This window comes from Trujillonella humicola (assembly GCF_046233715.1).
In the GTDB taxonomy this organism is placed as follows: domain Bacteria; phylum Actinomycetota; class Actinomycetes; order Mycobacteriales; family Geodermatophilaceae; genus Trujillonella; species Trujillonella humicola.
Genome location: NZ_JBJNRJ010000049.1, coordinates 1 through 22,691 on the forward strand (window position 1 = coordinate 1; position 22,691 = coordinate 22,691).

Consider the following 22,691-nt stretch of genomic DNA (forward strand, 5'->3'; position numbering starts at 1 on the left):
CCCCCCCCCCCCCCCCCCCCCCCCCCCCCCCCCCCCCCCCCCCCCCCCCCCCCCCCCCCCCCCCCCCCCCCCCCCCCCCCCCCCCCCCCCCCCCACACCACCTCAGGCGGTGGCGGCCAGCACGGGGTCGGCGGTGCGGCCGGCGATGAGGTCGGCGGCCCGCTCGGCGATCATGATCGTCGGCGCGTTCGTGTTGCCGCGGACCAGCGTCGGCATCACCGAGGCGTCGACCACCCGCAGCCCCTGCAACCCGTGCACCCGCAGCGAGGGGTCGACGACGGCGTCGGCGTCGGTGCCCATCCGGCAGGACGACACCGGGTGGTACAGCGACTCGAGGGTGTTGCGCACCGACTGCCGGAGCGCCTCGCGGCCGTGCACGGTCCCGCCCGGCGACCACTCCTCGGCCAGCACGGCGGCCAGCGGCCCGACCGAGGCGATCTCGCGGGCCTGCTCGACGCCGCACACCAGGGCGTCGAGGTCGCGCTCGTCGGTGAGGTAGCCCGCGTCGATGGCCGGCGCCCACGTCGGGTCGGCCGACCGCAGCCGCACCGAGCCCCGCGAGTGCACCCGCACCAGCACCGCGGCGGCGGTGAACGCGTCGACGTCGGGGTCGACCTCCGCCTGCCGCCAGAACTTCACCGGCAGGAAGTGGTGCTGCAGGTCGGGGGCGTCGAGGTCGGGCCGCGAGCGGGCGAACAGGCCGGCCTCGGCGAGGTTGGAGGTCAGCGGACCGCGCCGGGCACCGAACCACTGCGCGTACCCCGAGGGCGACTCGGCCCGGAACAGCGACCTGCCGCCGCGGGTGTGCCAGATGACCGGCACGAGGGGGTGGTCCTGCAGCCCGCCGCCCACGCCGGGCAGGTCGTGGACGACGTCGACGCCGACCTCGCGCAGGTGCCCGCCCGGTCCGATGCCCGAGAGCATCAGCAGCTGCGGGGAGTTCACCGCGCCGCCGGCCAGGACCACCTCGGCGGCGGCGTGCGCGGTGTGCAGCCGACCGCCGCGGCGGTACTCGACACCGGTGGCCCGCCCGCCGGACACCAGGACGCGGGTGGTCAGCGCCCCGGTCAGCACGGTGAGGTTCGGCCGCCCCGTCGCCGGGTGGAGGTACGCGTCGGCCGCCGACCAGCGCCGGCCGCGCTTCTGGGTGAGCTGGTAGAGGCCGGCACCCTCCTGGCCGGCGCCGTTGAAGTCGTCGTTGCGCGGGTGGCCGGCCGCCACGGCCGACTCGACGGCGGCGCGGGACCACGCGTGCGGCGAGCGCGGGTCCTCGACGCGCAGCGGGCCGCCGGTCCCGTGGAACCGGTCGGCGCCCCGGGCGTTGTCCTCCATCCGGCGGAACAGCGGCAGCACCGACTCGTAGGACCACGCCGGGTCCCCGGTCAGCTGCGCCCACTCGTCGTAGTCGGCGGCGGCGCCCCGGACGTAGATCATCGCGTTGATCGACGAGGAGCCGCCGAGCAGCTTGCCGCGCGGCCAGAACAGCCCGCGGCCGCCGAGGCCCGGCTGCGGCTCGGTCGTGTAGTTCCAGTCCCGGCGGGTGCGCCACACCTTGTACAGCGCGGCCGGGACCTGGACCTCCAGGACGTCGTCGGACCCGCCGGCCTCCAGCAGCAGCACCCGCAGCGACGGGTCCTCGGTCAGCCGCCCGGCCAGCGTGCAGCCGGCCGACCCGGCCCCCACGACGACGACGTCGTACTCCTCCCCGCTCCCGCCGGAGTGGCCACTTCGGCGGGTGGGGGCGCTCACCGGTGCCGCCCGTGCACCAGCCCCATGACCCGGGCGAGCGCGTCGGTGGCCTGCGCGGGCCGGCCGAAGCTCATCAGGTCCACCGGCAGCGCGAACCGCTGCCGGGTGATCGCCTTGGCGCGGGTGAACTCCTTCAGCCCGTCCGCGCCGTGGATCCGGCCGAACCCGCTCTCCCCGACGCCGCCGAAGGGCAGCGCGGGCACCGAGGCGAAGGTGAGCACGGAGTTGATCGACGTCATGCCGCTGCGCATCCGCCGGGCCAGGTCCATCGCCGTGGCGCGGGAGCGCGAGTAGACCGCGCCGGCCAGGCCGTGCGGGTTGGCGTTGGTGCGCTCCAGCGCCTCCTCGGCGTCGCGCACGCGGGTGATGGTGAGGTCGGCCCGAAGGTCTCCTCGCGGACCGCCGCGCTGTCCTCGGGCGCGTCGACGATGACGGTCGGGGAGACGTAGCGGCCCTCCAGCGTGCCGCCGACGACCACCCGGCCGCCGGCCGCCGTGGCGTCGTCGACGTGCTGGCGGACGACGTCGGTCTGCGACGCCATGGTCATCGGCCCGTAGGCGGCGTCGTCGTCCGAGCCGGGGCGCAGGTCGCGCGCCTTCGCGGTCACCTCGGCCACGAACCGGTCGTAGACGGCGTCGGTGGCGTAGACCCGCTCGATGCCGATGCAGGTCTGCCCGGCGTTGCTCATCGCACCCCAGACGGCGGCGTCGGCCGCGGCGGCCACGTCGGCGTCGTCGTCGACGATCATCGCGTCCTTGCCGCCGAGCTCCATGAGCACCGGGGTGAGCGTCTCGGCGCAGGCGGCCATGACCTTGCGGCCGGTCGGGGCGGAGCCGGTGAAGGCCAGTTTGCCGACCCCGGCGCGGCACAGCGCCGACCCGGTCTCGCCGGAGCCGGTGACGACCTGGAGGGCGTCGGCGGCGTCGGGTACCGCGGCGCGCCACGCGGCGGCCAGCCAGGCGGCGATGGCCGGGGTGTGCTCGGAGGGCTTGAAGACGACGGCGTTGCCGGCGGCCAGCGCGTAGGCGATCGACCCCATCGGCGTGAACACCGGGTAGTTCCACGGTCCGATCACGCCGACGACGCCCAGCGGCTGGTATTCCAGGGAGGAGGCGTGGTTCGCGGCGAGCAGCCCGGAGGGCACCCGCCGGGGCCCGAGGACCTTGCGGGCGTGGTTGCCGGCCCAGGCCAGGTGGTCGATGGCGAGGGTGATCTCGAGGATCGCGTCGGCGTGGGTCTTGCCGTTCTCCCGGTGCACCAGGTCGGCCAGCTCGTGGATCCGCCGGGCCAGGTAGCCGCGGTAGGCGGCCAGCCGGGTGCGACGACCGGCGTAGCCGAGCGCGGCCCAGCCCGCGGCGGCGGTCCGGGCGCGGGCCACCGTCTCGGCGACGGCCTCGGCGTCGTGGACCGGGAAGACCCCGACGACCGCCCCGGTGGCCGGGTTCGTGGACTCGAACGTCTGGGCGGTGGCGTGCCGGTCGACGGTCCCCGCGGTGGACGCGGTGACGGTGTCCAGCTCATCGGCGAGCGACATGTGGCGGAGGTTACCCGCCAAGTTACCGGCGCGTAGCCCGAGGTCAGGAGGCCCGCGCAGGCCCGTCCAGCGCCTCGCGGTCGGACTCCAGGACGTCGGCGGCCGCCACGACGACGTTCGGATCGGGGCGGCCCACCACCTCCTCGTCCTTGCCCTCGTAGTCCGAGCGGCAGAGCAGGTACCGCATGGCCTCGAGGCGGGCGCGCTTCTTGTCGTTGCTCTTGATCACCGTCCACGGCGCCCACGGGGTGTCGGTGGCGGCGAACATCGCCTCCTTGGCTGCGGTGTAGTCGTCCCAGCGGTCGAGGGAGGCGAGGTCGGTGGGCGAGAGCTTCCACTGCCGCACCGGGTCCAGCTGCCGGACGACGAAGCGGGTGCGCTGCTCGCGCCGGGACACCGAGAACCAGAACTTGACCAGGCTGATGCCGCTGTCGACCAGCATCCGCTCGAACTCCGGCGCCTGCCGCACGAAGCGCTGGTACTGCTCGTCGGTGGCGTAGCCCATGACCCGCTCGACGCCGGCGCGGTTGTACCAGGACCGGTCGAACAGCACGATCTCGCCCGCAGCCGGTAGGTGCTGGATGTAGCGCTGGAAGTACCACTGGGTCTGCTCGCGCTCCGAGGGCTTGTCGAGCGCGACCACCCGGGCGCCGCGCGGGTTCAGGTGCTCGGTGAAGCGCTTGATCGTGCCGCCCTTGCCCGCGGCGTCGCGCCCCTCGAAGAGGATCACCACCTGCTGGCCGGTGTCCTGGACCCAGCCCTGGAACCGCAGCAGCTGGATCTGCAGCCGGCGCTTCTCCCGCTCGTACTGCTGGCGGGGCAGCCGCTCGTCGTAGGGGTAGCCCTCGCGCCACGTCTCGACCCGCCGGCCGTCGGGGCCGTAGAGCTCGCCGTCGTCGTCCCAGTCCTCGTCGGAGCCGGCCTCGGGCAGGGCTTCGAGCCGGTACTGCGAGAGGTCGATCGCGGAGGCCAGCGGAGGAGCGTCGGTCGCCGTGTCGGTCACGGCCGTGCCACTACCCACCGGCGGGCGCCCGCCACCCGTCGGCGCTGACATGCTGGCGCGCGTGCCGGACCCGTTCGCGACCGCCGCGCTGCGGGAGAGGGTGCTGGCCGCGTGGTCGGCGTCCCCGGCGCGGTTCCGGGAGGACGCCAACGCCGAGGAGGACCTGGTCCGCGGCGGCTACCGCGACCGGTTGCTGGTCGAGCTGGCGCAGAACGCCGCCGACGCCGCCGCCCGCGCCGGGGTGCCCGGCCGGCTGCGCCTGGAGCTGGCGTCCGCGCCCGACGGGGAGGTGCTGCGGGCGGCGAACACCGGCGCTCCGCTGGACCCGGCCGGCGTCGAGGGCCTCGCCACGCTGCGGGCCTCGGCCAAGCGGGACGAGCCGGGCGGCGTCGGCCGCTTCGGCGTCGGCTTCGCCGCCGTGCTGGCGGTCTCCGACGAGCCCGCGGTCGTCTCCACCTCCGGCGGGGTGCGGTTCAGCGCGGCGGCGACCCGCGCGCAGGTCACCGCCGTCCCGGCGCTCATCGCGGAGGTGGCCCGCCGCGACGGCGGGGTCCCGGTGCTGCGGTTGCCGTGGCCCGCGGACGGCGCCCCGCCGGCCGGCTGGACGACCGAGGTCGTGCTCCCGCTGCGCCCCGGCACCGCCCCGGCGGTGCACGCCGCGCTGGACGCGCTGACCGCCGAGCTGATGCTCGCGCTGCCGGGGCTGGCCGAGGTCGAGGTGGTCGCCGGTGGCGCGACGCGCCTGCTGCGCTGCGAGCGGGACGGCACCACCGCCCGGCTCACCGACGGGGGGCGGACGACGACCTGGCGGCTGGCCGAGCGGTCCGGCGAGCTGCCCCCGGAGCTGGCGGCCGGCCGCGCCGTGGAGGAGCGCGACCGGCGCGGGTACACGGTCACCTGGGCGGTGCCCCTGGACGACGACGGCCGCCCGGCACCGCTGCCGCTGCCGCAGGTGGTGCACGCACCGACGCCCAGCGACGAGCCGCTGTCGCTGCCGGCCCGGCTGCTGGCGCCGTTCCCGCTCGGCCCCGACCGCCGGCACGTGCTGCCCGGCCCGGTCACCGACGCGCTGGTCGGGGTCGCCGCCGACGTGTGCGCCGAGCTGGTCGCCGCGCTCGCCACCGGTCCGGACGACGCGGACGACGCGGACGACCCGGACGACGCGGCCGCGCTCGTCCTCGTGCCGCGGGTCGGGCTGGCCGCCGCGGCGCTGGACGCGGCCCTGGGCGCCGCGGTGCTCGACCGGCTGCGCGCCGCCGCCTGGCTGCCGGTGGCCGGCCACGCGGGTCTCCGGCAGGTCCCCGGCCGGGCAGCCGTGCTCGCCGAGTCGACCCCCGAGCGGGTGGCCGCGCTGGTCGACGTGGTCCCCGGGCTGCTGCCCGACGGGTGGTCGCGCCGCTCCCGGGCCGCGGCGCTGGCCGCGCTCGGCGTCCGCCGGGTGGGCACCGCCGAGGTCGCCGACGCGGTGGCCGGCGTCGAGCGACCGGTCGGCTGGTGGGCCCTGCTGTACGCCGCGCTCGACGGCGCGCCGGCCGAGGAGCTGGGCGCCCTGCCGGTGCCGCTGGCCGACGGCCGCACCGCGCCGGGGCCCGCCGGGGTGCTGCTGCCCGAGCCCGGGCTGCCGGCCGCCGACCTGGCGCCCCTGCGCCTGCGGCTGGCCGACCCCGCGGTGGCCGCCCCGCCGGCCGCGCGGCGGCTGCTCGAGCGGCTCGGTGCCCGCCCGGCCACCGCCGGGCAGGTGCTCGCCGACCCCGCGGTCCGGGCGGCGGTCGAGGCCTCCCTGGACGCCGCCGAGGACCTCGACGGCGATCCGGAGGCGCTGGCCGGTGCGGTCCTCGCGCTGGTCGCGGCCGCCGGTCCGGCGCCGGGGGAGCTGCCCTGGCTGGCGGAGCTGGCGCTGCCGGACGCCGCGGGCGGGTGGGCGCCGGCGGGGGAGCTGCTGCTGCCGGGCTCGCCGTTCGCGGCGGTCGTCGGGGAGGGCGCGCTCGGCGTCCTGCACGGGGCCGCCGCGACGGCGCACGACCCGGCGGTGCTCCGCGCCGTCGGGGTCCTCGACACCTTCGCCGTGCTGCGCGCCGAGGACCCCGGCGAGCTCGACGTCGACGCCGCCGCGGAGTGGGTGGACGCCGCCCTGGACCGGCTGCCCTCCGGGTCGGCGCCGCCGCGGTGGCCCGCGGTGACCGCCGTCCGGGACCTGGAACTGGTCACGGACTGGGAGCGCGCGCTGCCGATGCTGGCCGCGCTGCCGGCGGAGGCCCGGGCGGACGTGCCGCTGGGTCCCACCGCCGTCCCCGGCTACCTGCGCTGGTGGCTGCGCACCCACCCGGTGCTGGGCGGGCAGCGGCCCGACCGGCTGCGCGCGCCCGAGAGCGCCGAGCTGCAGGGGCTCTACGACGCGGCGAGCGCGGCGCCGCAGGTGCTCGACCTGCTGGGGCCGCCGGCCACGGTGGCCGACGTCCTGGCCGATCCGGACGCCGCGGAGGAGCTGCTCGACCGGCTCGGCGACCCGCGCCGGACCGTGCGCCCCGACGTCCTGCGCACCGTCTACGCCCGGCTGGCCGCCGCGCTGGACGGGCTCGACGTCGCACCGCCGGCGCGGGTCCGGATCGGCCCCGGCCGGGTCGCCGACCCCGACCGCGAGCCGGTGCTGGTCCTCGACCGGCCGTGGCTGCTGCCGCTCGTCGACGGGCTGCTCGTGCCGGCCGGCGGGGCGGCCGGCGCGGTCGCCGACCTGCTCGACGTCCCGCTGGCGAGCGAGGAGGTCACCGCGACCGTCGACGGCCGCCCGGACCGGACGCTGCGCTGGGCCGACCTGCCCGGCGCCGCGCTGGCCGCCGAACGGCTCGGCGTCCCCGAGCTGGCCGGAGAGGTCGCCGTGCACGACCGGCTGACCGCCGGCGGCCGGCCCGTGCCGTGGTGGCCGGGCGAGGAGCGCGACGCCGTCGACGGCAGCCCCGCGGCCCTGGGGCGGGCACTGGCCTGGAGGGCCGGTGCCTGGCCGCTGCGCCAGGCGCTGGCCGAGGCGTTCGCCGAGCCCGGGCGGGCCGCCGTCCTGGCCGCGGAGGACGGGGTGTGAGCCGCCCGCCCCCTGGCCCGGGCGGGTCAGGGGGCGGGGGCGGGGCTACATCCAGCGCGGAACGGCCATCGCGCCCGGGGCGTGCCCGTGCGTCGAGGGTCGCCCACCGCCGCGCCGTCCGCCCGGGCCACCGGAAGGCGCCCGGCCCGCGGACCGCCAGCAGCCGAACAGGGACAGCCACTGGTCGGAGCCCAGCCGGTCGGCCCGGGCGGTGGGGGACAGGCCCGCGGAGGCGAGCCAGCGGATCCCGGCGCCGCCGGGGAGCTGGGCGCGCAGCACCGGCCCGAGGGCGGACGACGGCGCGGACAGGACGGCGTGCGCCAGCCGCTCGAAGTCCGCGACGTCGGCGGGCGGGAGCCCGTCGCGGGCGGCGGTGGCGGCCGGGGGCAGGACGTGCAGAGGGCGTGGCATGGGACCTCCAGGGGAGGTGAGCGCCGGTGCGCGGGCAGCCGGCGACCGGGTACCGGGGAGTCGGGGACGCGCGTCGTGCGCGACGGCGGGGAGCGGTGCTCGACCCGCGGGGTTCGCCGTGGCTGCTCAGGAACGCATGCCGGCACGGTAGGCCGCCCCGGAGGCAGGCGGCCAGCGGATTACCGGTCGTCGGCTCCCCGCCCCGCCCCGTCCGCCCGGCCCGCCCTCGCGGCCCGGCGGGCCTGGTGGGCCTCCCAGCGCGCACGGTCACGGGCGCGGGCGTCGGCGCCGCGTGCCCACTTGTCCTTGCGCCGTCGCGCGCGGTCCATCTCGCGGTCCTCGTAGCTGGGGTGCCGCTCCCAGTCGGCCGCGGCGGCGGCCAGGGCCAGCGCGATGGCCCCGAAGATCCCGACGGCCGAGCCGAGGATGGGGTCCAGCAGGAGGAAGGCCGCCACGGTCGCGACCGCCCACACCGTCACCCCGAGAACCAGACGCCTGCGCACGCCCCCAGTATCCGCGCCGGCCGGCATGGCCGGCGCGTGTCGCTCCGGTGACGACTCCCACGCGCTCTTGCGTTCGGTTGTGCACGTCCGTACCGTCGGCCCCGCGGTTCACCAGCGTGCCGTTGCACCACTCCACCCCAGCTCCGCGCCGCGCCGCGCCCCCACGGGCGGTTCTCCGCACGGGCTCGCCCCCGAGAGGCGTTCCGTGACCGCAACCTGGACCGGCCCCCCGTCCCACGAGCTCATGTCCGTGACCACCGCCCGCACCGAGTCCGGTGCCAGCGTGTCGGTCCGCGGTGAGGTGGACTGCTCGACCGCGCCCCGGATGCGCGACTGCATCGACTCCCTGCTGGCCGCCGCCCCGCGAGAGCTCGTCGTCGACCTCACCGAGGTCACGTTCCTGGACTCGGCCGGGCTGCACGCCCTGGTCACCGCGCGCTCCCGCGCCGATGAGGCGGGTGCCCGGCTGCGGGTGCTCGTCGCGACCCGCGCGGCGCTGCGCCCGATCCAGGTCACCGGCCTCTGGGACGTCCTGGGCGTCGAGGTCGTCGAGCGGAGCTCCGGCGCGGCCTGACCGCACCGCCCCGGTCGGGGGCCCCGGCGGCGCGTCGCCGGGGGGACGCGGGACACTCGGGCGTCCCGGCGACCGCCCGCGTCGCCGCCGTCGAGGAGGTCCTCCCGTGCGTGATGCCGTCATCTGCGAGCCCCTGCGGACGCCCGTGGGCGGGTTCGGCGGGTCCCTGCGCGACGTCCCGGTGCAGGACCTGGCCAGCACCGTGGTGAGGGCGCTGGTGGAGCGCACGGGGCTGCCGCCGGAGTCGGTGGACGACGTGCTGCTGGGCAACTGCTACCCGACCATGGAGGCCCCGGCGATCGGCCGGGTCGCGGCGCTGGACGCCGGGCTGCCGGTGACCGCCTCGGGGCTGCAGATCGACCGGCGCTGCGGGTCGGGGCTGCAGGCGGTCCTGTACGCGGCGATGCAGGTGCAGACGGGCGCGGCCGAGGTGGTGCTGGCCGGTGGCGCGGAGTCGATGAGCAACGCGCCGTTCTACTCCACGGCGATGCGCTGGGGCGTCAAGGCCGGGCCCGGGGTGCTGCTGACCGACGGGCTGGCCCGCGGGCGGGTCACGGCGGGCGGGGTGCACCACCCGGTGCCCGGCGGGATGATCGAGACGGCGGAGAACCTGCGCGCGGAGTACGGGATCTCGCGGGAGGAGCAGGACGAGTTCGCCGTCCGCTCCCACCAGCGCGCGGCCGCGGCCACCGAGGCCGGCCGGTTCGCCGAGGAGATCGTGCCGGTCACGGTCAAGGGCCGGAAGGGTGACACCGTCGTGGACCGCGACGAGCACATCCGTCCCGATGCGAACGTGGAGACCCTGGCGAAGCTGCGGCCGATCATGGGCAAGGCCGACCCCGAGGCCACCGTGACCGCCGGCAACGCCAGCGGGCAGAACGACGGCGCCGCGGCCTGCATCGTCACCTCACCGGAGAGGGCCGCCGAGCTGGGGCTGCGCCCGCTGGCCCGGCTGGTCTCCTGGGCGGTGGCCGGTGTCCCGCCGAAGACGATGGGGATCGGGCCGGTGCCGGCGACGGCCAGGGCGCTGGCGCAGGCCGGCGTCACGCTCGCCGAGGTGGACCTGATCGAGCTCAACGAGGCCTTCGCGTCCCAGGTGCTGGCCTGCACCCGCGAGTGGGGCTTCGCCGAGAGCGACTTCGAGCGGGTGAACGTCAACGGCTCGGGCATCTCCCTCGGCCACCCGGTCGGCGCCACCGGCGGTCGGATCCTCGCGACGCTGACCCGCGAGATGGCCCGGCGCGAGGCCCGCTACGGCCTGGAGACCATGTGCATCGGCGGCGGCCAGGGCCTGGCCGCCCTCTTCGAGCGCGTGTAGGACGAAGGACCCCGCTGCCCCCCACCGCTCGCACGCTCGCGGCGGGCCCCTGCACCGGGGCCACGCCGCGCGATCACCAGACATCAGGAACAGGAATGGAGCCAGCATGAGCGAGTCCTCCCGGCGCGTCGCGATCGTCACCGGTGCCGCCCGCGGGATCGGGGCGACCACCGCCGTCCGCCTGGCCGCCGACGGCTTCGCCGTCGCGGTCGTGGACCTGGACGAGTCGGCCACGAAGGGCACCGTCGAGGCCATCGAGGCCGCCGGCGGCCGCGCCCTGGGCGTCGGCGCCGACGTCAGCGACGCCGACCAGGTGACCGCCGCCGTCGACCGGATCGCCGCCGAGCTGGGCCCGCCGGTCGTGCTGGTCAACAACGCCGGCGTGACGCGGGACAACCTGCTGTTCAAGATGACCGACGCCGACTGGGACACGGTCATGGCCGTGCACCTGCGCGGGTCGTTCCTCATGACCCGCGCGGCGCAGAAGCACATGATCGACGCCAACTGGGGGCGGATCGTCACCCTGTCGTCGACCTCGGCGCTGGGCAACCGCGGGCAGGCCAACTACGCCGCGGCCAAGGCCGGGCTGCAGGGCTTCACCAAGACGATCGCGATCGAGCTGGGGAAGTTCGGGGTCACCGCCAACTGCATCGCCCCCGGCTTCATCCAGACGGAGATGACCAAGGCGACCGCCGAGCGGATCGGCCGGGACTGGGAGGAGTACGTCGCCGAGCGGGCCGCGGCGATCCCGGTGGCCCGGGGCGGCCTGCCCGAGGACATCGCGCACGCCGTCTCCTACTTCGTCAGCGACGGGGCGGGCTTCGTGTCCGGCCAGGTCCTCTACGTCGCCGGGGGTCCGCGCACCTGAGGGAGGACCCCGTCCTCCGCACCCCTCGCGAGCTCGGGGCGCCTGGACGGGGCCGGCCGGCCGCGGCCCGTCAGGACGACGGGTCGCGGTCGGGGTAGCGCGCCCGGGCCAGGGCGTACAGGCCGAAGGCGGCGAACCCCGCCGCCACCCCGCCGAGCAGCCACGGGCCCGCGTCGACCCCCGCCATCGCCGTCATCGCGCCGTCCAGGCCGGTCGCCGTGGAGGCGTCCGACGACGCCGCCGAGCGCCACAGCAGGACGCCGACCAGGCCGAACGCAACGCCCTTGGCCAGGTAGCCCACCCGGCCGACCGCCTCGATGACCGGCTCCCACCGGTCGGGCGCGGCCGGCAGGTCGATGTCGCGCATGAAGCCGCCGGTCAGCCCGCGGGAGAACGTGTACAGACCGACCGCGCCGACCGCGACGGCGACCGCCCCGACGGCGAGCGACCCGCCGGGCACCAGGAGCGCGTCGCCGGTGAGCTCCCGGAGGCGCTCGTCGGCCTGGTAGCCCGCGCCCGCGGCGAACAGCAGGCCGGTCACCCCGAGCGCGGCGTACACGACCGCCTTGACCAGGCACTTGGCGCAGACCAGGGCCGTCCGCCGCCGGTGGTCGGGGTCGAGCAGGCCGTGCCACCACAGCAGCACCTCGCCGCCCTGCCACACGGCCAGCGACAGCAGCCCGAGCCCGATCACCCACAGCAGCACCCGGCCGCCGGGCACGACGGCGACGGCCTGCAGGGCGCCGGTCTGGTCCGCGTCGACGGAGGCGACCCCGCGGGCCGTCTGCACGGCGAGCCACGCGATGAGCAGGTGCAGCACGCCGTAGGCGACCAGGCCGGCGCGGGCCAGGGCCCGCAGCCCGGGGTGGTCGGTGACCTCGCGGGCCCGGTCCACCGCGCCGGTCACCCGGGTGAGCAGGCCCCGGGGCCCGGCGCTCACGTGCGCTCGGGGTACCGGGCCCGGATGAGGCAGAAGACGCCGTAGGCAGCGATGCCGAGGGCGACGAGGGTGAGCAGGAACTGGCCGAACGGCGCGTCGAGGATCGTGCGCAGCGCGCCGTCGAGCCCACTGGCCTTCTCCGGGTCGAACGTGATCGCGGCGTAGACGAACAGTCCGCCCACCACCCCGAGGGCGATGCCCTTGCCCGGGAAGCCGACCAGCCCGACCTTCTCGACCACCCGCCGGGTGCGGGGCGAGGCCGAGGCCAGGTCGATCTGCTCGAGGAACTTGCGCGTGAAGCCCTTGACCAGGTGGTAGATCCCGACGCCGATCACCACCAGCCCGATCAGCGCGACGATCCAGCGGCCGGCCGGCCAGCCGAAGATGCCGGTGGTCTGCTCCTGCTGCTGCTGCGAGCTGGACCCGCCCGATCCGGTGGCGAAGCGGATCGCGAGGATCGCCAGCGCCACGTAGACGACGGCCTTGGCGACGGACTTGACCGTCTTGCCCACGGCCTTCTTGCGCGCATCCCCGGACGCCGACAGCCCCGACCGCCAGCGCAGCACCTCGGCGAGCTGCCACGCCGCCAGGGCGATCATGCCGACGGCGATGATCCACAGCAGCGGCTTGCCGAGCGTGGAGTCCGCCACGGTCGCCAGGGCGCCGGACTGGTCGGCCTCGCCACCCCCGCCGCCCCACGCCAGTTGCAGCGCCAGCCAGGCGATCAACAGGTGGACGACGCCGTAGGCGACCAGCCCCACCCGCGCCAGGTTCTCCAGCCCGTCGCTGGAACCGGCGCGGCCCGCCGCGCTCATCGGTGACCCGACGCTCATCCCGTTCCCCTGTCTCGAGGCCCCCGTGCGGATCGAATCTGGCACAGCGGAGATCACCTCGCCCGGCGAGCGCCGGCCGGTCGACCGGTGGGGTGGCGGCGGACACCGCTGCCGGTCGCCGGCGAGCTGCCGCCGGTGGGGGACACTGGCCCGGTGGCGAGCACGACGGTGAGGACGGCGGCACAGGCGGACCCGGATGTCGCACGGCGGGCCTGGCCCCGGTGGCTGGCGGCGGGTGCGGCGCTCGTGGTCGTGGCGGTGGTGGCCGCCGTCTGGACCGCGGGCGGTGCCCGGCTGCTGCTGGCCGCGCTCGGGTTCTTCGGCGCGGTGCGCGGCGCCACCCTCGTCGCCGGAACCGCGCGCGCCCGGCTCGACCCGCGGGCGCGCGGGCTGGGAGCCGGCACCGCCGTCGCCGGCGTCGCCGCGCTCGCCGTCGCAGCCGTCCCCGGGTCCCTCGCCGGGTGGGTGCTGCTCGTCGGCGCGCCGCTGGGCCTGCTGGCCCTCTCCCTGCTGCTGCTGTCCCGGGGCGGCGTCGCCCGCCGAGGCGGGCTGGTCGCGCTGGTGTGGTCGGTGCTCGTGACCGGTCTGCTCGTGGGCGCCGGCCTGGCGACCGACTGGGCGCGAGCCCGCGGCGGCGCCACGCTGGTGGCCGCTCTGGGCGTCGCCGTGCTCGGCCTGGTCCTGGTCGCCGGCTCGGCCGGGCTGCGCGCCGCGGCGGCCCGCCCCGCCCCGCCGCAGCCGGCCGGGTGCGCGGGGTGCGAATGCTCCGGCGGCGGCTGCGGGATCCCGCGCGCCGACTGACGGCGGCCGGACCGGCCGCTCGGTGGGGGAGCCACGCCCTCGGTCGCGGTGCGTGGCCGGCGCCGCGAGGCGCACCTGCCGTGCCGTTCCTGCTCGACTCCTCCGACCTCGGTCTGCTCGAGGAGGAGGAGCGGGCGCCGGCCGGGCGCTCCGCGTCGTGGCGGACGCGCTGCCGGAGGGCGGCGAGCGGACGTCGGGCCGAGGAGGTGGCCGCGCTGCTGCGCCGGCTCGGGCACGGCGCCGACGAGGGTCCGCCTCCCGACGGGCCGACCCGGCCGAGCGACGACCGGGTGCCGGAGCAGAGGCTCGGCTGGGAGCGCACCGACCGCGACGACCCCGCCGAGGTCGTCGCGCGGCGCCCCTGGTGCCGGGGGCGCCGGGGTGGTGGGCTGGGTGCAGCCCCCAGCCGTGCCCGGGCGTGGCGCGGGGTCAGGCCCCACGGGTCAGGAAGGCGGCGCGTGGGGTCGCCTCTGCACACCTCTGCACACCCCTGTGACGCGGGCGGCCGTCGTGCCACCCTGGGCCGCATGGGCCAGGCGACACCTCCGCCTCCCGGGTCCCGCGGGAGGCCGTCGATCCACGCCGGCGGCGGGGCGGTGCGGGACGACCTGTCACAGCGGATGGCGGACCTCGCCCGGGAGCTGCAGCAGGAGGCCGGCGCGCCGGCGGTGCTCGACCTGCTCGTGGCGTCCGTGCCCGGGACCGTCGCCGGGGCCGAGGAGGCCACGATCAGCCTCGTGGGGGGTCGCCGGCGCGTGGTGTCGGCGGCGGCCACCAGCAGGGTGGCGCGGCACTTCGACGACCTGCAGCAGGCGACGCGGCAGGGCCCGTGCCTGGACGCCATGTACGAGCACGAGACCATCCGGGTCGACGACCTGGGTACCGACGAGCGCTGGCCGGAACTCGGCCGGCGGGCCGCGGAGGAGGGACTGCGCAGCGCCCTGTGCGTCCAGCTGTTCGTCCGCGGCAACGACCTGGGCGCGATGAACCTCCTGGCCCGCCGCCCGGGGGCCTTCGACGACGAGTCCGAGCGGGTCGGGCTGCTGTTCGCCAGCCACGCGGCCGTCGCGCTGGCCCAGGTCGAGCGCATCGGCAACCTGGAGCTGGGGATGGCCAGCCGGGACCTCATCGGCCAGGCCAAGGGCGTGCTCATGGAGCGGTACAAGATCACCCCCGAGCAGGCCTTCGCCCTGCTGGCGACCGTCAGCCAGGACACCAACCACAAGCTCGTCGACGTCGCCGAGGAGCTCAGCCGGACCGGCGTCCTCGGGTCCCGGGAGACGTCGGAGACCTCGTCCGGACGCCGGGGTCCTCGGTGAGCCGCACCCGCCCGGGGGTCGGTGCGGTCACGACCTCGTGAACGTGAGGTGGGTGACGCCGCTGGGCGTGGAGACCGCCTCGACGTCGTAGCCGGCCTCGAGGGCCTCCAGGCCGTCCCACAGGCGCACGCCCCGGCCGAGCACGATCGGCACCTGCACCAGGTGGATGTGGTCGACCAGCCCCGCGGCGATGAAGTCCCGGGCGACGGTCGGCCCGCCGCCGATGCGCACGTCCCGACCCGCCGCCGCCTCCCGCGCGACCTCCAGGGCCTCGGCCGGTGCGGCGTCGAGGAAGTGGAACGTCGTCCCGCCGGCCTTCTCGATCGGCGGCCGCGGCCGGTGGGTGAGCACGAAGGTCGGGGTGTGGAACGGCGGGTCCTCGCCCCACCACCCCGTCCAGCCGGGGTCGTCCTGCCAGCCCGGGGGGCCGAACTTGTTCGCGCCCATGATCTCGGCGCCGATCCCCGGCTCGTGCTGCTGGGCGAACACGTCGTCCGCGCCGGCGCTGCCGCCCTCGCGCCCCAGGATCGGTGCGCCGAAGCGGGTGGCGATCATCCACTCGTGCAACCGGTGGCCGGCGTGCCCGAAGGGCGCCTCGGCCGACTGGCCCTCCCCGGTGGCGAACCCGTCCAGGGAGAGGGAGAGGTTGTGGATGCGGGTCCGTGCCATCGCTGCGCTCCGTCTGCTCGGTCGACTGCCGCGGTGGAGACCGCCGCCGGCCTCGGGACTCATCGTTGTCCGGCACTGATCGTTCCCGTGCGGCTCGCCTCGCGCCTCGCCGAGGCGCCCGGGAGGGGACCGGGCGCGCGCCGGTGCCCCGCGACCGGGGTCCGGTGGCGGGGTGGCGGGTCTTCGGGTGGTCGGGGCTCCTGCGGTGCGGTGCTCAGACGCGCAGGGGTGGGTGGATGAGGATCTGGGTGCCGTCGGGGCGGTAGGTGCGCCAGCGCCGGCCCGGTGGTGCGGTGTCGTCGCGTTCGACGCGGAAGCCGTGGTGGACCTTGGCGTGGTGCCGTTCGCACAGCAGCGCCGAGTTCTCCAGCGAGGTCTCCCCGCCCAGGGACCACTCCACGAGATGGTGCACGTCGCAGAACCAGGCCGGGGCTTCGCAGCCGGCGAACACGCACCGTTCGTCGCGCAGCTCGACGGCCTTGCGGATGTGCGCCGGCACGATGCGCTGGGTGCGGCCGACGTCCAGGGGTAGCCCGTCGGGGTCCAGCACGATCCGGGTGATCGTGGCGTCGCAGGCCAGCCAGCGGGCGGCCGCGGCGGAGATCGTCGCGCCGGTTCCGGTGCGTGCCGCGCCTGGTGTGGTCGCCGGGTCGACCAGGTCGCTCAGCGGCAGGGTGGCGATCACGTGCGGCTTGACGGTGCGCAGCACCGGCAGCTGCCCGGAGGCCAGGGCGTTGTCGGCCAGCTGGACCAGCGCGTCGCCGGTGCGCTGGGCGCGGCTGCGCAGGTCCCCGGCCGTGCGGGAGGCGGCGGAGACGGCTTCCAGGGCGGTGGCGACCTTCTGCCCGCCGACGGCGTCGAGGGTGCCGCGCACGGTCCAGCTGCCGTCGGGGTGCTGGACCATGGTGAAGGCCCGCTGTTCGGTGGGGTCGGGTTCGGGGCCGTCGGGGTCGAGTTTGGCCAGGTAGTCAGCGACGGCCAGGCGCAGGTCGCGGTGGGTGCCGTGGACGGCGACGGTGACCAGCGCGGCCTCCACCTGCGCCAGGTCGATGCCCTGCGCGGTGGCCCGGGTCAGGTTCGCCGGTTCGGCGATCCGGGCGATCTCCTGGACGTGGTCGGCGCCGAGGTCGCCGTCGGCGAAGGCGCCCTCGGTGAGCGGCAGGTGCTCCAGCGCGCGGCCCTGGCCGACCACCCGGGCGGCGAAGGCGCCGGACACGGCGAGGTGTCCGCGCAGCCAGGCCTGTGCGGTCGGGATGCCGTCGTGCTCGCTGGCACTCCGGGCGTCGACCCGGCGGGCGATGCGGGTGACGTGGGCGCTGATGCGGTGGGCGGCGGTGACCGCCTCCCGCAGGTGGTCCAGCAGCACACCGTCGGGCAGGCCGTCCAGGTCCAGGGCGGCCAGGGCGTCCAGTGCTGATTGCAGCTCGCCCACGACACCCTCCCGACCGGCTAGAACGTGTGTTCGATTCTAGCGCCCGGAACCGGGTCGGGCAGGAGATATCCCCAGGTCAGCGACCTGTCCACAGATCCCGGCAGCGCGTTGACACAGCACGCGTCCCGAGAGAACTCCCCGCCGCTCTTCGCCACGGCGGCCGGCGGCCCGATGCGCGCCGCGCCCCCGGTGCGTGCGCGCTCGGTCGGCGGCCGCTCACCGTGCGCGAGGGCGCCGGGGTGCGTCGCCGACCGGGTTGGACGGGCGCGCGGTCGTGGGGGACCGTGGGCGGGCAGCCGAGCGGACGGGAAGGTGAGACGGATGGGCCGCTGGATCGCGCCGATCGTGGCCACGGTGTCCCTGCTCGTCCTCGCCACCGGCCTCGTCCGGGCCGAGACCGAGAAGGCGACGACCGCGGGGGTCTCGCTGGTCCTCTGGGGCGTGCTGGGCCTCGTCGTGGCCGCGGCCGGAGTCGGTGCGGTGGAGCTGGCGGCCCGCCGCGCGCCCGGGCCGCGCCGCCCGGCGGCGCGCACGCCCGCCGGACCGCGCGCCCGCTGAGGCTCAGCCGGCCGCGAACTCCCACAGCAGGACGCCCTCGCAGCGCGAGCCGAGGACCACGCGATCCCCGCCCACGGCCAGCGGCCCGCCCGCGGCACCGCACAGCGGGTCCCCGGTGCGCACCGCCCCGTCGGCCAGGCGCACCCGGGTGACCGTGGCGTGGTCGCCGTGACCCGACAGCCAGACCGCGCCCCCCGCCACCGCGACGTCGTCGACCTCGGTGGGCACGACGACCAGCTCGCGCGGCTCGTCCTCACCCGCGCGGACGGCGACGACCGTCGTCCGGTCCTCCCCGGTGCGCACGGCGGTGTAGGCGGTGCCGTCGTCGTCCACCGCCACCGCCAGGTCCGAGGTGGACTCGAGCTCCGCGCCGGGGATCGGCACGAACGGGGGCCCGACGGGGGCGAGGCCGGCGTCCAGCAGGACCACCGCGACGGTCTCCTCGAGGCCGTCGTCGGCCAGCAGCCGCACGACCAGCGCGACGTGCGAGCCGTCCGGGCTCACCGCGACGTCCTCGACGTCGACGTGCTCGACGTCCCCGACCAGGCCCGAGACGTCCAGGGGCACCGAGGACAGGACGGCGCCGGTCGCCGGGTCGACCCAGGTCACCCGCGGTGGCGTGCGCAGCGTGTTCGACGGGTTGGAGCCGACCAGCACCACGCGGCCGTCGGCGGTGACCGCACCGTCGGCCTCGCTGACCCCGGTCGGGGTGGGGTCGTCCCCGGCCGGCCAGCCGGTGAGCGGGCGGCTCCCGGTGACCCGCCCGGTGGCGGCGTCGATCACGGTGAAGGCGTAGCCCTCGGCGGTGTTGCGGTCGTCGTAGGTGACGGTGCCGGCGAGCACCTGGTCGCCGGAGACGACCAGCACGCGCGGCGCGTCGCTCTCCCGGGGCAGCTGCACCGGGGTGCCAGCGACGCCGTCCTCGACCACGGTGACCCAGTCCGTCGAGACGCTGCCGGAGGCGAGGAGGACCCGGCCGTCCGCGGTGACCGTCAGCTCGGAGGGCAGCTCGGGCTCGCCCGCGTACGGCACCGTGGCGACCGGCTCCGGCGGCCCGGGGTCGGGCAGCGCGCTGCCGGGGTCCGGCGCGGCGGAACAGGCGGCGAGCGCCAGGGCGAGGGCGGCCGGCAGCGCCGCGGCGGGGCGGCTCACCGCGCGCCCCCGGCGGTCACGGCGAACTCCCACAGCCGCTCCTCGGCCCCGCACTCACCGGCGAGGTAGACGGTCGTCGCGGTGACGGCCAGCGCCCCGCCGGATCCCGGACCGTCCTCGCACAGCTCGGCCGAGGAGGCCGTCTCCCCGGTCACGGGGTCGATCCGGTCCAGCCGCAGGCCGCGGTCGACCGGCACCAGCCACACCACGCCGTCCCGCACGGCCAGCGCCGCCACGTGGTCGGCCGGTCGCGTCCGCGCGGTGGCCTCGACCGCCCCGGGGGCGGCCGAGACGATCACCGGGCCCCCGGCGTCGACCGACACGGCCCAGGCGGTGGCGTCGACGTCGACGGCGAGCCGCTCGACGTGGGTCCACTCCTGCTCCGGCGTCACCGGCACCGGCGCCCCGGCGGGCCGCAGCCCGGCGTCCAGCCGCACCAGCGCGGTGGCCTGCCGCCGGGCGTCGAGGTCGGTGGTGGAGACGGCGACGACGACGGTGCCGCCCTCGGGCGCGACGGCGACGGCGTCGACCTCCACCCGGTCGGCGCCCTCGACCGCCGGGTCGCCCGGCAGGACGGCTGCGGCGGTGACGGCGCCGGTCGCCGGGTCCACGAGCAGGACCTGCGCGCCGCCGGCGGCCCGGGACACCGCCAGCAGCAGCCGGCCGTCGGGTGTCGGCACGGGGGTGACCACCGAGCCGACGTCGGCCGGCCACGGCGTGACCGGCCGCTCGGCGACCACCGTGCCGTCCGCGCCGAGCACGGCCAGCGCGTAGCCGCCGGTGGCCTGCGACCACCGGCCGACGAGCACCTCGCCGCCGCTGACGAACCCGCTGTCGGCCCAGCCGGGGACGGCGCCGGCGGTCTGCCCGGTCACCGTCCCGCCGGTCACCGTGGTGACCGCGGCGAGCTCGGCGCCGCGGGCGAACACCACGGCGCCGCCGTCGGCCGCGGGCGCGACCGCGAGCGGGGTGCTCGTGCGGCCCGCCGGGTCGGCGGGGGTGACGACGGTGGACGCGGCCGGCTCCAGGCGGTCGGGCGCGGACGTCCAGGCGACCGGCCCCAGCAGGGCGGCCAGCAGCAGGGTGGCGGCGGGCAGGGATCTCACGACGGCACGGTCTCCCGCACCGCTTGCGCGGCACTGGTGATCGGCTGGCGTCCGGCTCCCGGACGGCCGGGTCAGCCCGCGGGCGCGGGCCCCAGACCGGCGTCGCGCGCCAGCGCGACGGCCTCGGCGCGGCTGGCGGCGTGCAGCTTGGCCAGCACGTCGGAGACCCGGTTGCGGACCGTCTTCTCCGACAGGAACAGCCGCGCGGCGATCGCGGCGTTGGGCAGCCCGTGCGCGACCAGGTCGAGGACCTCGCGCTCGCGGTCGGTGAGCTCCGGGAACGGGACGGCGGTCCACCGGGCCCGCGCGGAGGCGAAGAACGCCAGCACCCGGTCGGCGACCCGCGGCCCGAAGACCGCCTCCGACCGCGCGGCCGCCCGCACGGCCCGGGCGATGTCGCCGCCCTCGGACTCCTTGAGCAGGTAGCCGCGGGCCCCGGCGCGCAGCGCGGCGAAGACCGAGTCGTCGTCGTCGCTCATGGTCAGCACGACCACGGCGGTCCCGGGGGAGGACGCGGCGATCCGCGCGGTCGCCGGCACCCCGCCGGTGCCGGGCATCCGCAGGTCCATGAGGACGACGTCGGGTGCCAGCGCCGCGACCGCCGCGACCGCGGCCTCGCCGTCGGCGGCGGTGCCGACCACCTCGAGGTCGGCCTCGTCGCCGAGGGCGTCGGCGACGCCGTTGCGGTAGACGGGGTGGTCGTCGACGACGAGCACCCGGATGGATGCGGTCACGACGTCGCCAGGGGGAGCCGGGTGCGCACTGTCGTCCCTTCGCCGGGGGCGGTCTCGATCTCGAGGTGGCCACCGAGCTCGGCGGCGCGCTCGCGCATGCTGGTCGAGCCGACGCCGGGCACCGCGGCCGGGTCGATGCCCGTGCCGTCGTCGGTGACCTCGACGAGCAGGTCGTCCCCGGCCACGGTCAGGCTGACCCTGCAGCGGGCCACGCCCGCGTGGCGGACGGCGTTGGCCACCGCCTCGGTCGCGATCCGGTAGGCGGCCACCTCGACGGCGGCGCGCAGCGGCGGCAGCTCGCCGGCGACCACGGTCACCCGGGCGCCGGCGTCCTCGCCGGGAGCGCCGGGAGCGCCGGGAGCGCCGGCCGCGACGGGCAGCCGGTAGGCGGCGACGTGCTCGCGCAGCGCCCCGGCCAGTCCCAGCTCGTCGAGCGCCGGCGGGCGGAGGTCGTCGACGGCGCGGCGCACGGCGGCCACGGTGCGCCGCATCTGGTCGCGCAGCCGGCCGGCCAGCGCGGCGGCGTCGTCCGAGCCCGCGAGCTTCCCGGCGAGGCGTTCCAGCTGGAGGGCCATCCCGGCCAGCTCCGGGCCGACCCCGTCGTGCAGGTCGTGCCGCAGCCGGCGGCGCTCCTCCTCCCGGCCGACGACGATGCGCTCGCGGCTGGCCTGCAGGTCGTCGACGAGCGCGGCGGCCCAGACGAGCACCGCCGCCCGGCGCGCGACGTCGTCGAACGCCGCCCGCTCGGTCCGCCGCCAGCGCTCGCCGGGGGCGCGGTGGCAGATCCTCAGCTCGCCGACCGGCGTGCCCAGCGCGGTCAGCGGGAGGACCTCGACGTCCACCTCCGGGCCGGCCCCGGCCGAGACGACCGGCGCCAGGCGCGGATCGGCCGGGACGACGGCCACGCGGGGCAGTCGCAGCGCCCGCGCCACCTCGTCGACCAGCGCCTGCTGGGCGTCGACCGGGCCGCCGGCGAGGTCCAGCGAGCTGCCGACCCGGGTGGCGACGGCCAGCGGGTCACGGCGCTCGCCGTACAGCAGCCGGTCGACCCCGCGCTGCGCCCGCTCCCAGCCGGCCGCGGCGGCGAGCGCGGCGGCCGCGGCGGCGCCGACCGCGATCCGCCGCTCACCCGCGCCGACCTCGCCGACCAGCGCGACGAACCCCACGTAGGCCGCCAGCAGCAGGACCGAGAGCACGGTGAAGACCAGCGCCCGGCCGACCACCTGCCCGACGTCGAACAGCCCGTGCCGCAGCACCGCGATCGCCACGCTCAGCGGGACGGCGGCGAACCCGACCGCGAAGACCGCGTCGCTGACCGGCGCGGACTGCACGACGAAGGAACCGAGCGTGCAGAGCAGGAGGAGGGTCACGCCGAGGACCAGCCACTGCAGCCGGGTGCGCTCCAGGCCGCGGGCGCGGCGCATCCGCAGCACCAGGGCGGCCACCCCGGCCGGCGCCCCGAGGAGGAAGGTGACCTGCGAGCCGTAGCGCAGCACGAGCTCGGGCAGGTCGCCGGAGGTGACCGACAGCGGGTTGGCCACCGCCTCGGCGACGTCGGAGTGGCTCCGGACCGTCGCGGCCAGCACCGTTGCGGCGACGGCGGTGACCAGCGCCCGGGCGAACCACCGCCACCGGGGCGAGGGCAGGCGTCCGGTGGGGAACAACAGCGGCACCAGCGCGAGGACGACGAAGTAGGGCGTGAAGCCCCACGCGGTGAGCCAGACGGCGAACCCGCCCGGGAACCCGGACCAGCCGTGGTCCACCACCGTTGTCTGCACGTACTGGCCGGCCAGCAAATAGGGGCCGAAGACGGCGGTCGTGAGCAGCATCCAGCCGACCCGGTTGCCGGGGTCGCGGCGCAGCACCAGGGCGGCGACCGGCGGGTAGAGCAGGCCCATGACGGCGTCGGCGCCGTAGACCGGCCCGCCGCCGGACCACGTGCCGATCGCCACGGCGACGGCCGTGCAGGCGACCCCGGTCAGCGCGAGGACCCCCGGCAGCCAGGCGCGGACGCCGGCGGCGGGGGTGCGGACGGCGCTCGGGCCCGGCACGGCCGACATCCTGCCGCGCGCGACGTCCCCGACGGCAGGGACGTGCACCCCGCCGGGTGG

General features: G+C 77.3%; 21 protein-coding genes. 7 read left to right on the top strand and 14 right to left on the bottom strand.

What is annotated here, in order from left to right; genetic code table 11:
- Positions 1 to 102: 102 nt before the first annotated feature.
- The 4 genes from ACK586_RS19615 to ppk2 are packed head-to-tail and all read right to left on the bottom strand — an operon-like array spanning position 103 to position 4,286.
- Positions 103 to 1,749, bottom strand: a complete 1,647-nt coding sequence (locus ACK586_RS19615; RefSeq protein ID WP_409332187.1) for a GMC family oxidoreductase — start codon at positions 1,747 to 1,749, stop codon at positions 103 to 105.
- Entirely contained in the window at positions 1,746 to 2,087 is a 342-nt protein-coding gene (locus tag ACK586_RS19620; protein WP_409332223.1) for an aldehyde dehydrogenase family protein, read from the bottom strand. Before ACK586_RS19620 ends, ACK586_RS19615 begins: the two co-directional genes overlap by 4 nt.
- Positions 1,985 to 3,283, bottom strand: a complete 1,299-nt coding sequence (locus ACK586_RS19625; protein ID WP_409332188.1) for an aldehyde dehydrogenase family protein — start codon at positions 3,281 to 3,283, stop codon at positions 1,985 to 1,987. The genes ACK586_RS19620 and ACK586_RS19625 overlap by 103 nt, the downstream gene beginning before the upstream one ends.
- Positions 3,284 to 3,326: 43 nt before the next feature.
- The gene (ppk2, locus tag ACK586_RS19630) at positions 3,327 to 4,286 is read right to left on the bottom strand and encodes a polyphosphate kinase 2 (RefSeq protein ID WP_409332189.1); all 960 of its coding nucleotides are present in this window, start codon (positions 4,284 to 4,286) and stop codon (positions 3,327 to 3,329) included.
- A gap of 61 nt (positions 4,287 to 4,347) precedes the next feature.
- On the opposite strand from ppk2, the gene ACK586_RS19635 reads away from it, so the two are divergent.
- On the top strand, positions 4,348 to 7,362 hold the full coding sequence (locus ACK586_RS19635) for a sacsin N-terminal ATP-binding-like domain-containing protein (RefSeq protein WP_409332190.1): 3,015 nt from the start codon (positions 4,348 to 4,350) through the stop codon (positions 7,360 to 7,362).
- A gap of 45 nt (positions 7,363 to 7,407) precedes the next feature.
- Here the strand turns inward: ACK586_RS19635 and ACK586_RS19640 are convergent, their stop codons facing one another.
- Both ACK586_RS19640 and ACK586_RS19645 read right to left on the bottom strand, forming a co-directional pair.
- On the bottom strand, positions 7,408 to 7,773 hold the full coding sequence (locus ACK586_RS19640; protein ID WP_409332191.1) for a hypothetical protein: 366 nt from the start codon (positions 7,771 to 7,773) through the stop codon (positions 7,408 to 7,410).
- A gap of 179 nt (positions 7,774 to 7,952) precedes the next feature.
- Positions 7,953 to 8,276, bottom strand: coding sequence for a hypothetical protein (locus tag ACK586_RS19645; protein WP_409332192.1), 324 nt, complete (start codon positions 8,274 to 8,276; stop codon positions 7,953 to 7,955).
- A 244-nt stretch (positions 8,277 to 8,520) separates the two neighbouring features.
- Between ACK586_RS19645 and ACK586_RS19650 the strand changes: the two genes are divergently transcribed.
- From ACK586_RS19650 to ACK586_RS19660, 3 genes are all read left to right on the top strand, one after another.
- Positions 8,521 to 8,850: an STAS domain-containing protein gene (locus ACK586_RS19650; protein WP_409332193.1), complete on the top strand. Its 330-nt coding sequence runs from the start codon at positions 8,521 to 8,523 to the stop codon at positions 8,848 to 8,850.
- 106 nt (positions 8,851 to 8,956) lie between these two features.
- Complete coding sequence (locus ACK586_RS19655) at positions 8,957 to 10,168, top strand: acetyl-CoA C-acetyltransferase (RefSeq protein ID WP_409332194.1); 1,212 nt, start codon at positions 8,957 to 8,959, stop codon at positions 10,166 to 10,168.
- 106 nt (positions 10,169 to 10,274) lie between these two features.
- Positions 10,275 to 11,036: an SDR family oxidoreductase gene (locus ACK586_RS19660; protein WP_409332195.1), complete on the top strand. Its 762-nt coding sequence runs from the start codon at positions 10,275 to 10,277 to the stop codon at positions 11,034 to 11,036.
- A gap of 70 nt (positions 11,037 to 11,106) precedes the next feature.
- Here ACK586_RS19660 and ACK586_RS19665 read toward each other — a convergent pair whose 3' ends face one another.
- Both ACK586_RS19665 and ACK586_RS19670 read right to left on the bottom strand, forming a co-directional pair.
- Entirely contained in the window at positions 11,107 to 11,976 is an 870-nt protein-coding gene (locus ACK586_RS19665) for a DUF1206 domain-containing protein (protein WP_409332196.1), read from the bottom strand.
- Positions 11,973 to 12,809: a DUF1206 domain-containing protein gene (locus ACK586_RS19670; RefSeq protein WP_409332197.1), complete on the bottom strand. Its 837-nt coding sequence runs from the start codon at positions 12,807 to 12,809 to the stop codon at positions 11,973 to 11,975. Before ACK586_RS19670 ends, ACK586_RS19665 begins: the two co-directional genes overlap by 4 nt.
- A gap of 153 nt (positions 12,810 to 12,962) precedes the next feature.
- Here ACK586_RS19670 and ACK586_RS19675 point away from each other — a divergent pair, with 153 nt between their 5' ends.
- On the top strand, positions 12,963 to 13,610 hold the full coding sequence (locus tag ACK586_RS19675; RefSeq protein WP_409332198.1) for a hypothetical protein: 648 nt from the start codon (positions 12,963 to 12,965) through the stop codon (positions 13,608 to 13,610).
- 527 nt (positions 13,611 to 14,137) lie between these two features.
- Positions 14,138 to 14,929, top strand: coding sequence for a GAF and ANTAR domain-containing protein (locus tag ACK586_RS19680; RefSeq protein WP_409332199.1), 792 nt, complete (start codon positions 14,138 to 14,140; stop codon positions 14,927 to 14,929).
- Between the two features lie 27 nt (positions 14,930 to 14,956).
- On the opposite strand, the gene ACK586_RS19685 is transcribed toward ACK586_RS19680, so the two are convergent.
- Positions 14,957 to 15,598 (bottom strand): dihydrofolate reductase family protein, encoded by a 642-nt coding sequence (locus ACK586_RS19685; protein WP_409332200.1) that lies wholly within the window; start codon positions 15,596 to 15,598, stop codon positions 14,957 to 14,959.
- Positions 15,599 to 15,812: 214 nt separating this feature from the next.
- On the bottom strand, positions 15,813 to 17,030 hold the full coding sequence (locus ACK586_RS19690; RefSeq protein ID WP_409332201.1) for an HNH endonuclease signature motif containing protein: 1,218 nt from the start codon (positions 17,028 to 17,030) through the stop codon (positions 15,813 to 15,815).
- Between the two features lie 321 nt (positions 17,031 to 17,351).
- Here ACK586_RS19690 and ACK586_RS19695 point away from each other — a divergent pair, with 321 nt between their 5' ends.
- Positions 17,352 to 17,588, top strand: a complete 237-nt coding sequence (locus ACK586_RS19695; RefSeq protein ID WP_409332202.1) for a hypothetical protein — start codon at positions 17,352 to 17,354, stop codon at positions 17,586 to 17,588.
- Between the two features lie 3 nt (positions 17,589 to 17,591).
- On the opposite strand, the gene ACK586_RS19700 is transcribed toward ACK586_RS19695, so the two are convergent.
- The 4 genes from ACK586_RS19700 to ACK586_RS19715 form a co-directional block, all read right to left on the bottom strand.
- On the bottom strand, positions 17,592 to 18,740 hold the full coding sequence (locus tag ACK586_RS19700) for a hypothetical protein (protein WP_409332203.1): 1,149 nt from the start codon (positions 18,738 to 18,740) through the stop codon (positions 17,592 to 17,594).
- Positions 18,737 to 19,846, bottom strand: a complete 1,110-nt coding sequence (locus ACK586_RS19705) for a hypothetical protein (protein WP_409332204.1) — start codon at positions 19,844 to 19,846, stop codon at positions 18,737 to 18,739. Before ACK586_RS19705 ends, ACK586_RS19700 begins: the two co-directional genes overlap by 4 nt.
- Before the next feature lie 71 nt (positions 19,847 to 19,917).
- Positions 19,918 to 20,580 (bottom strand): response regulator, encoded by a 663-nt coding sequence (locus tag ACK586_RS19710; RefSeq protein ID WP_409332205.1) that lies wholly within the window; start codon positions 20,578 to 20,580, stop codon positions 19,918 to 19,920.
- A complete protein-coding gene (locus ACK586_RS19715; protein WP_409332206.1) occupies positions 20,577 to 22,631 on the bottom strand; it encodes a sensor histidine kinase in 2,055 nt (684 codons plus the stop codon). Before ACK586_RS19715 ends, ACK586_RS19710 begins: the two co-directional genes overlap by 4 nt.
- Between the last annotated feature and the right edge of the window lie 60 nt (positions 22,632 to 22,691).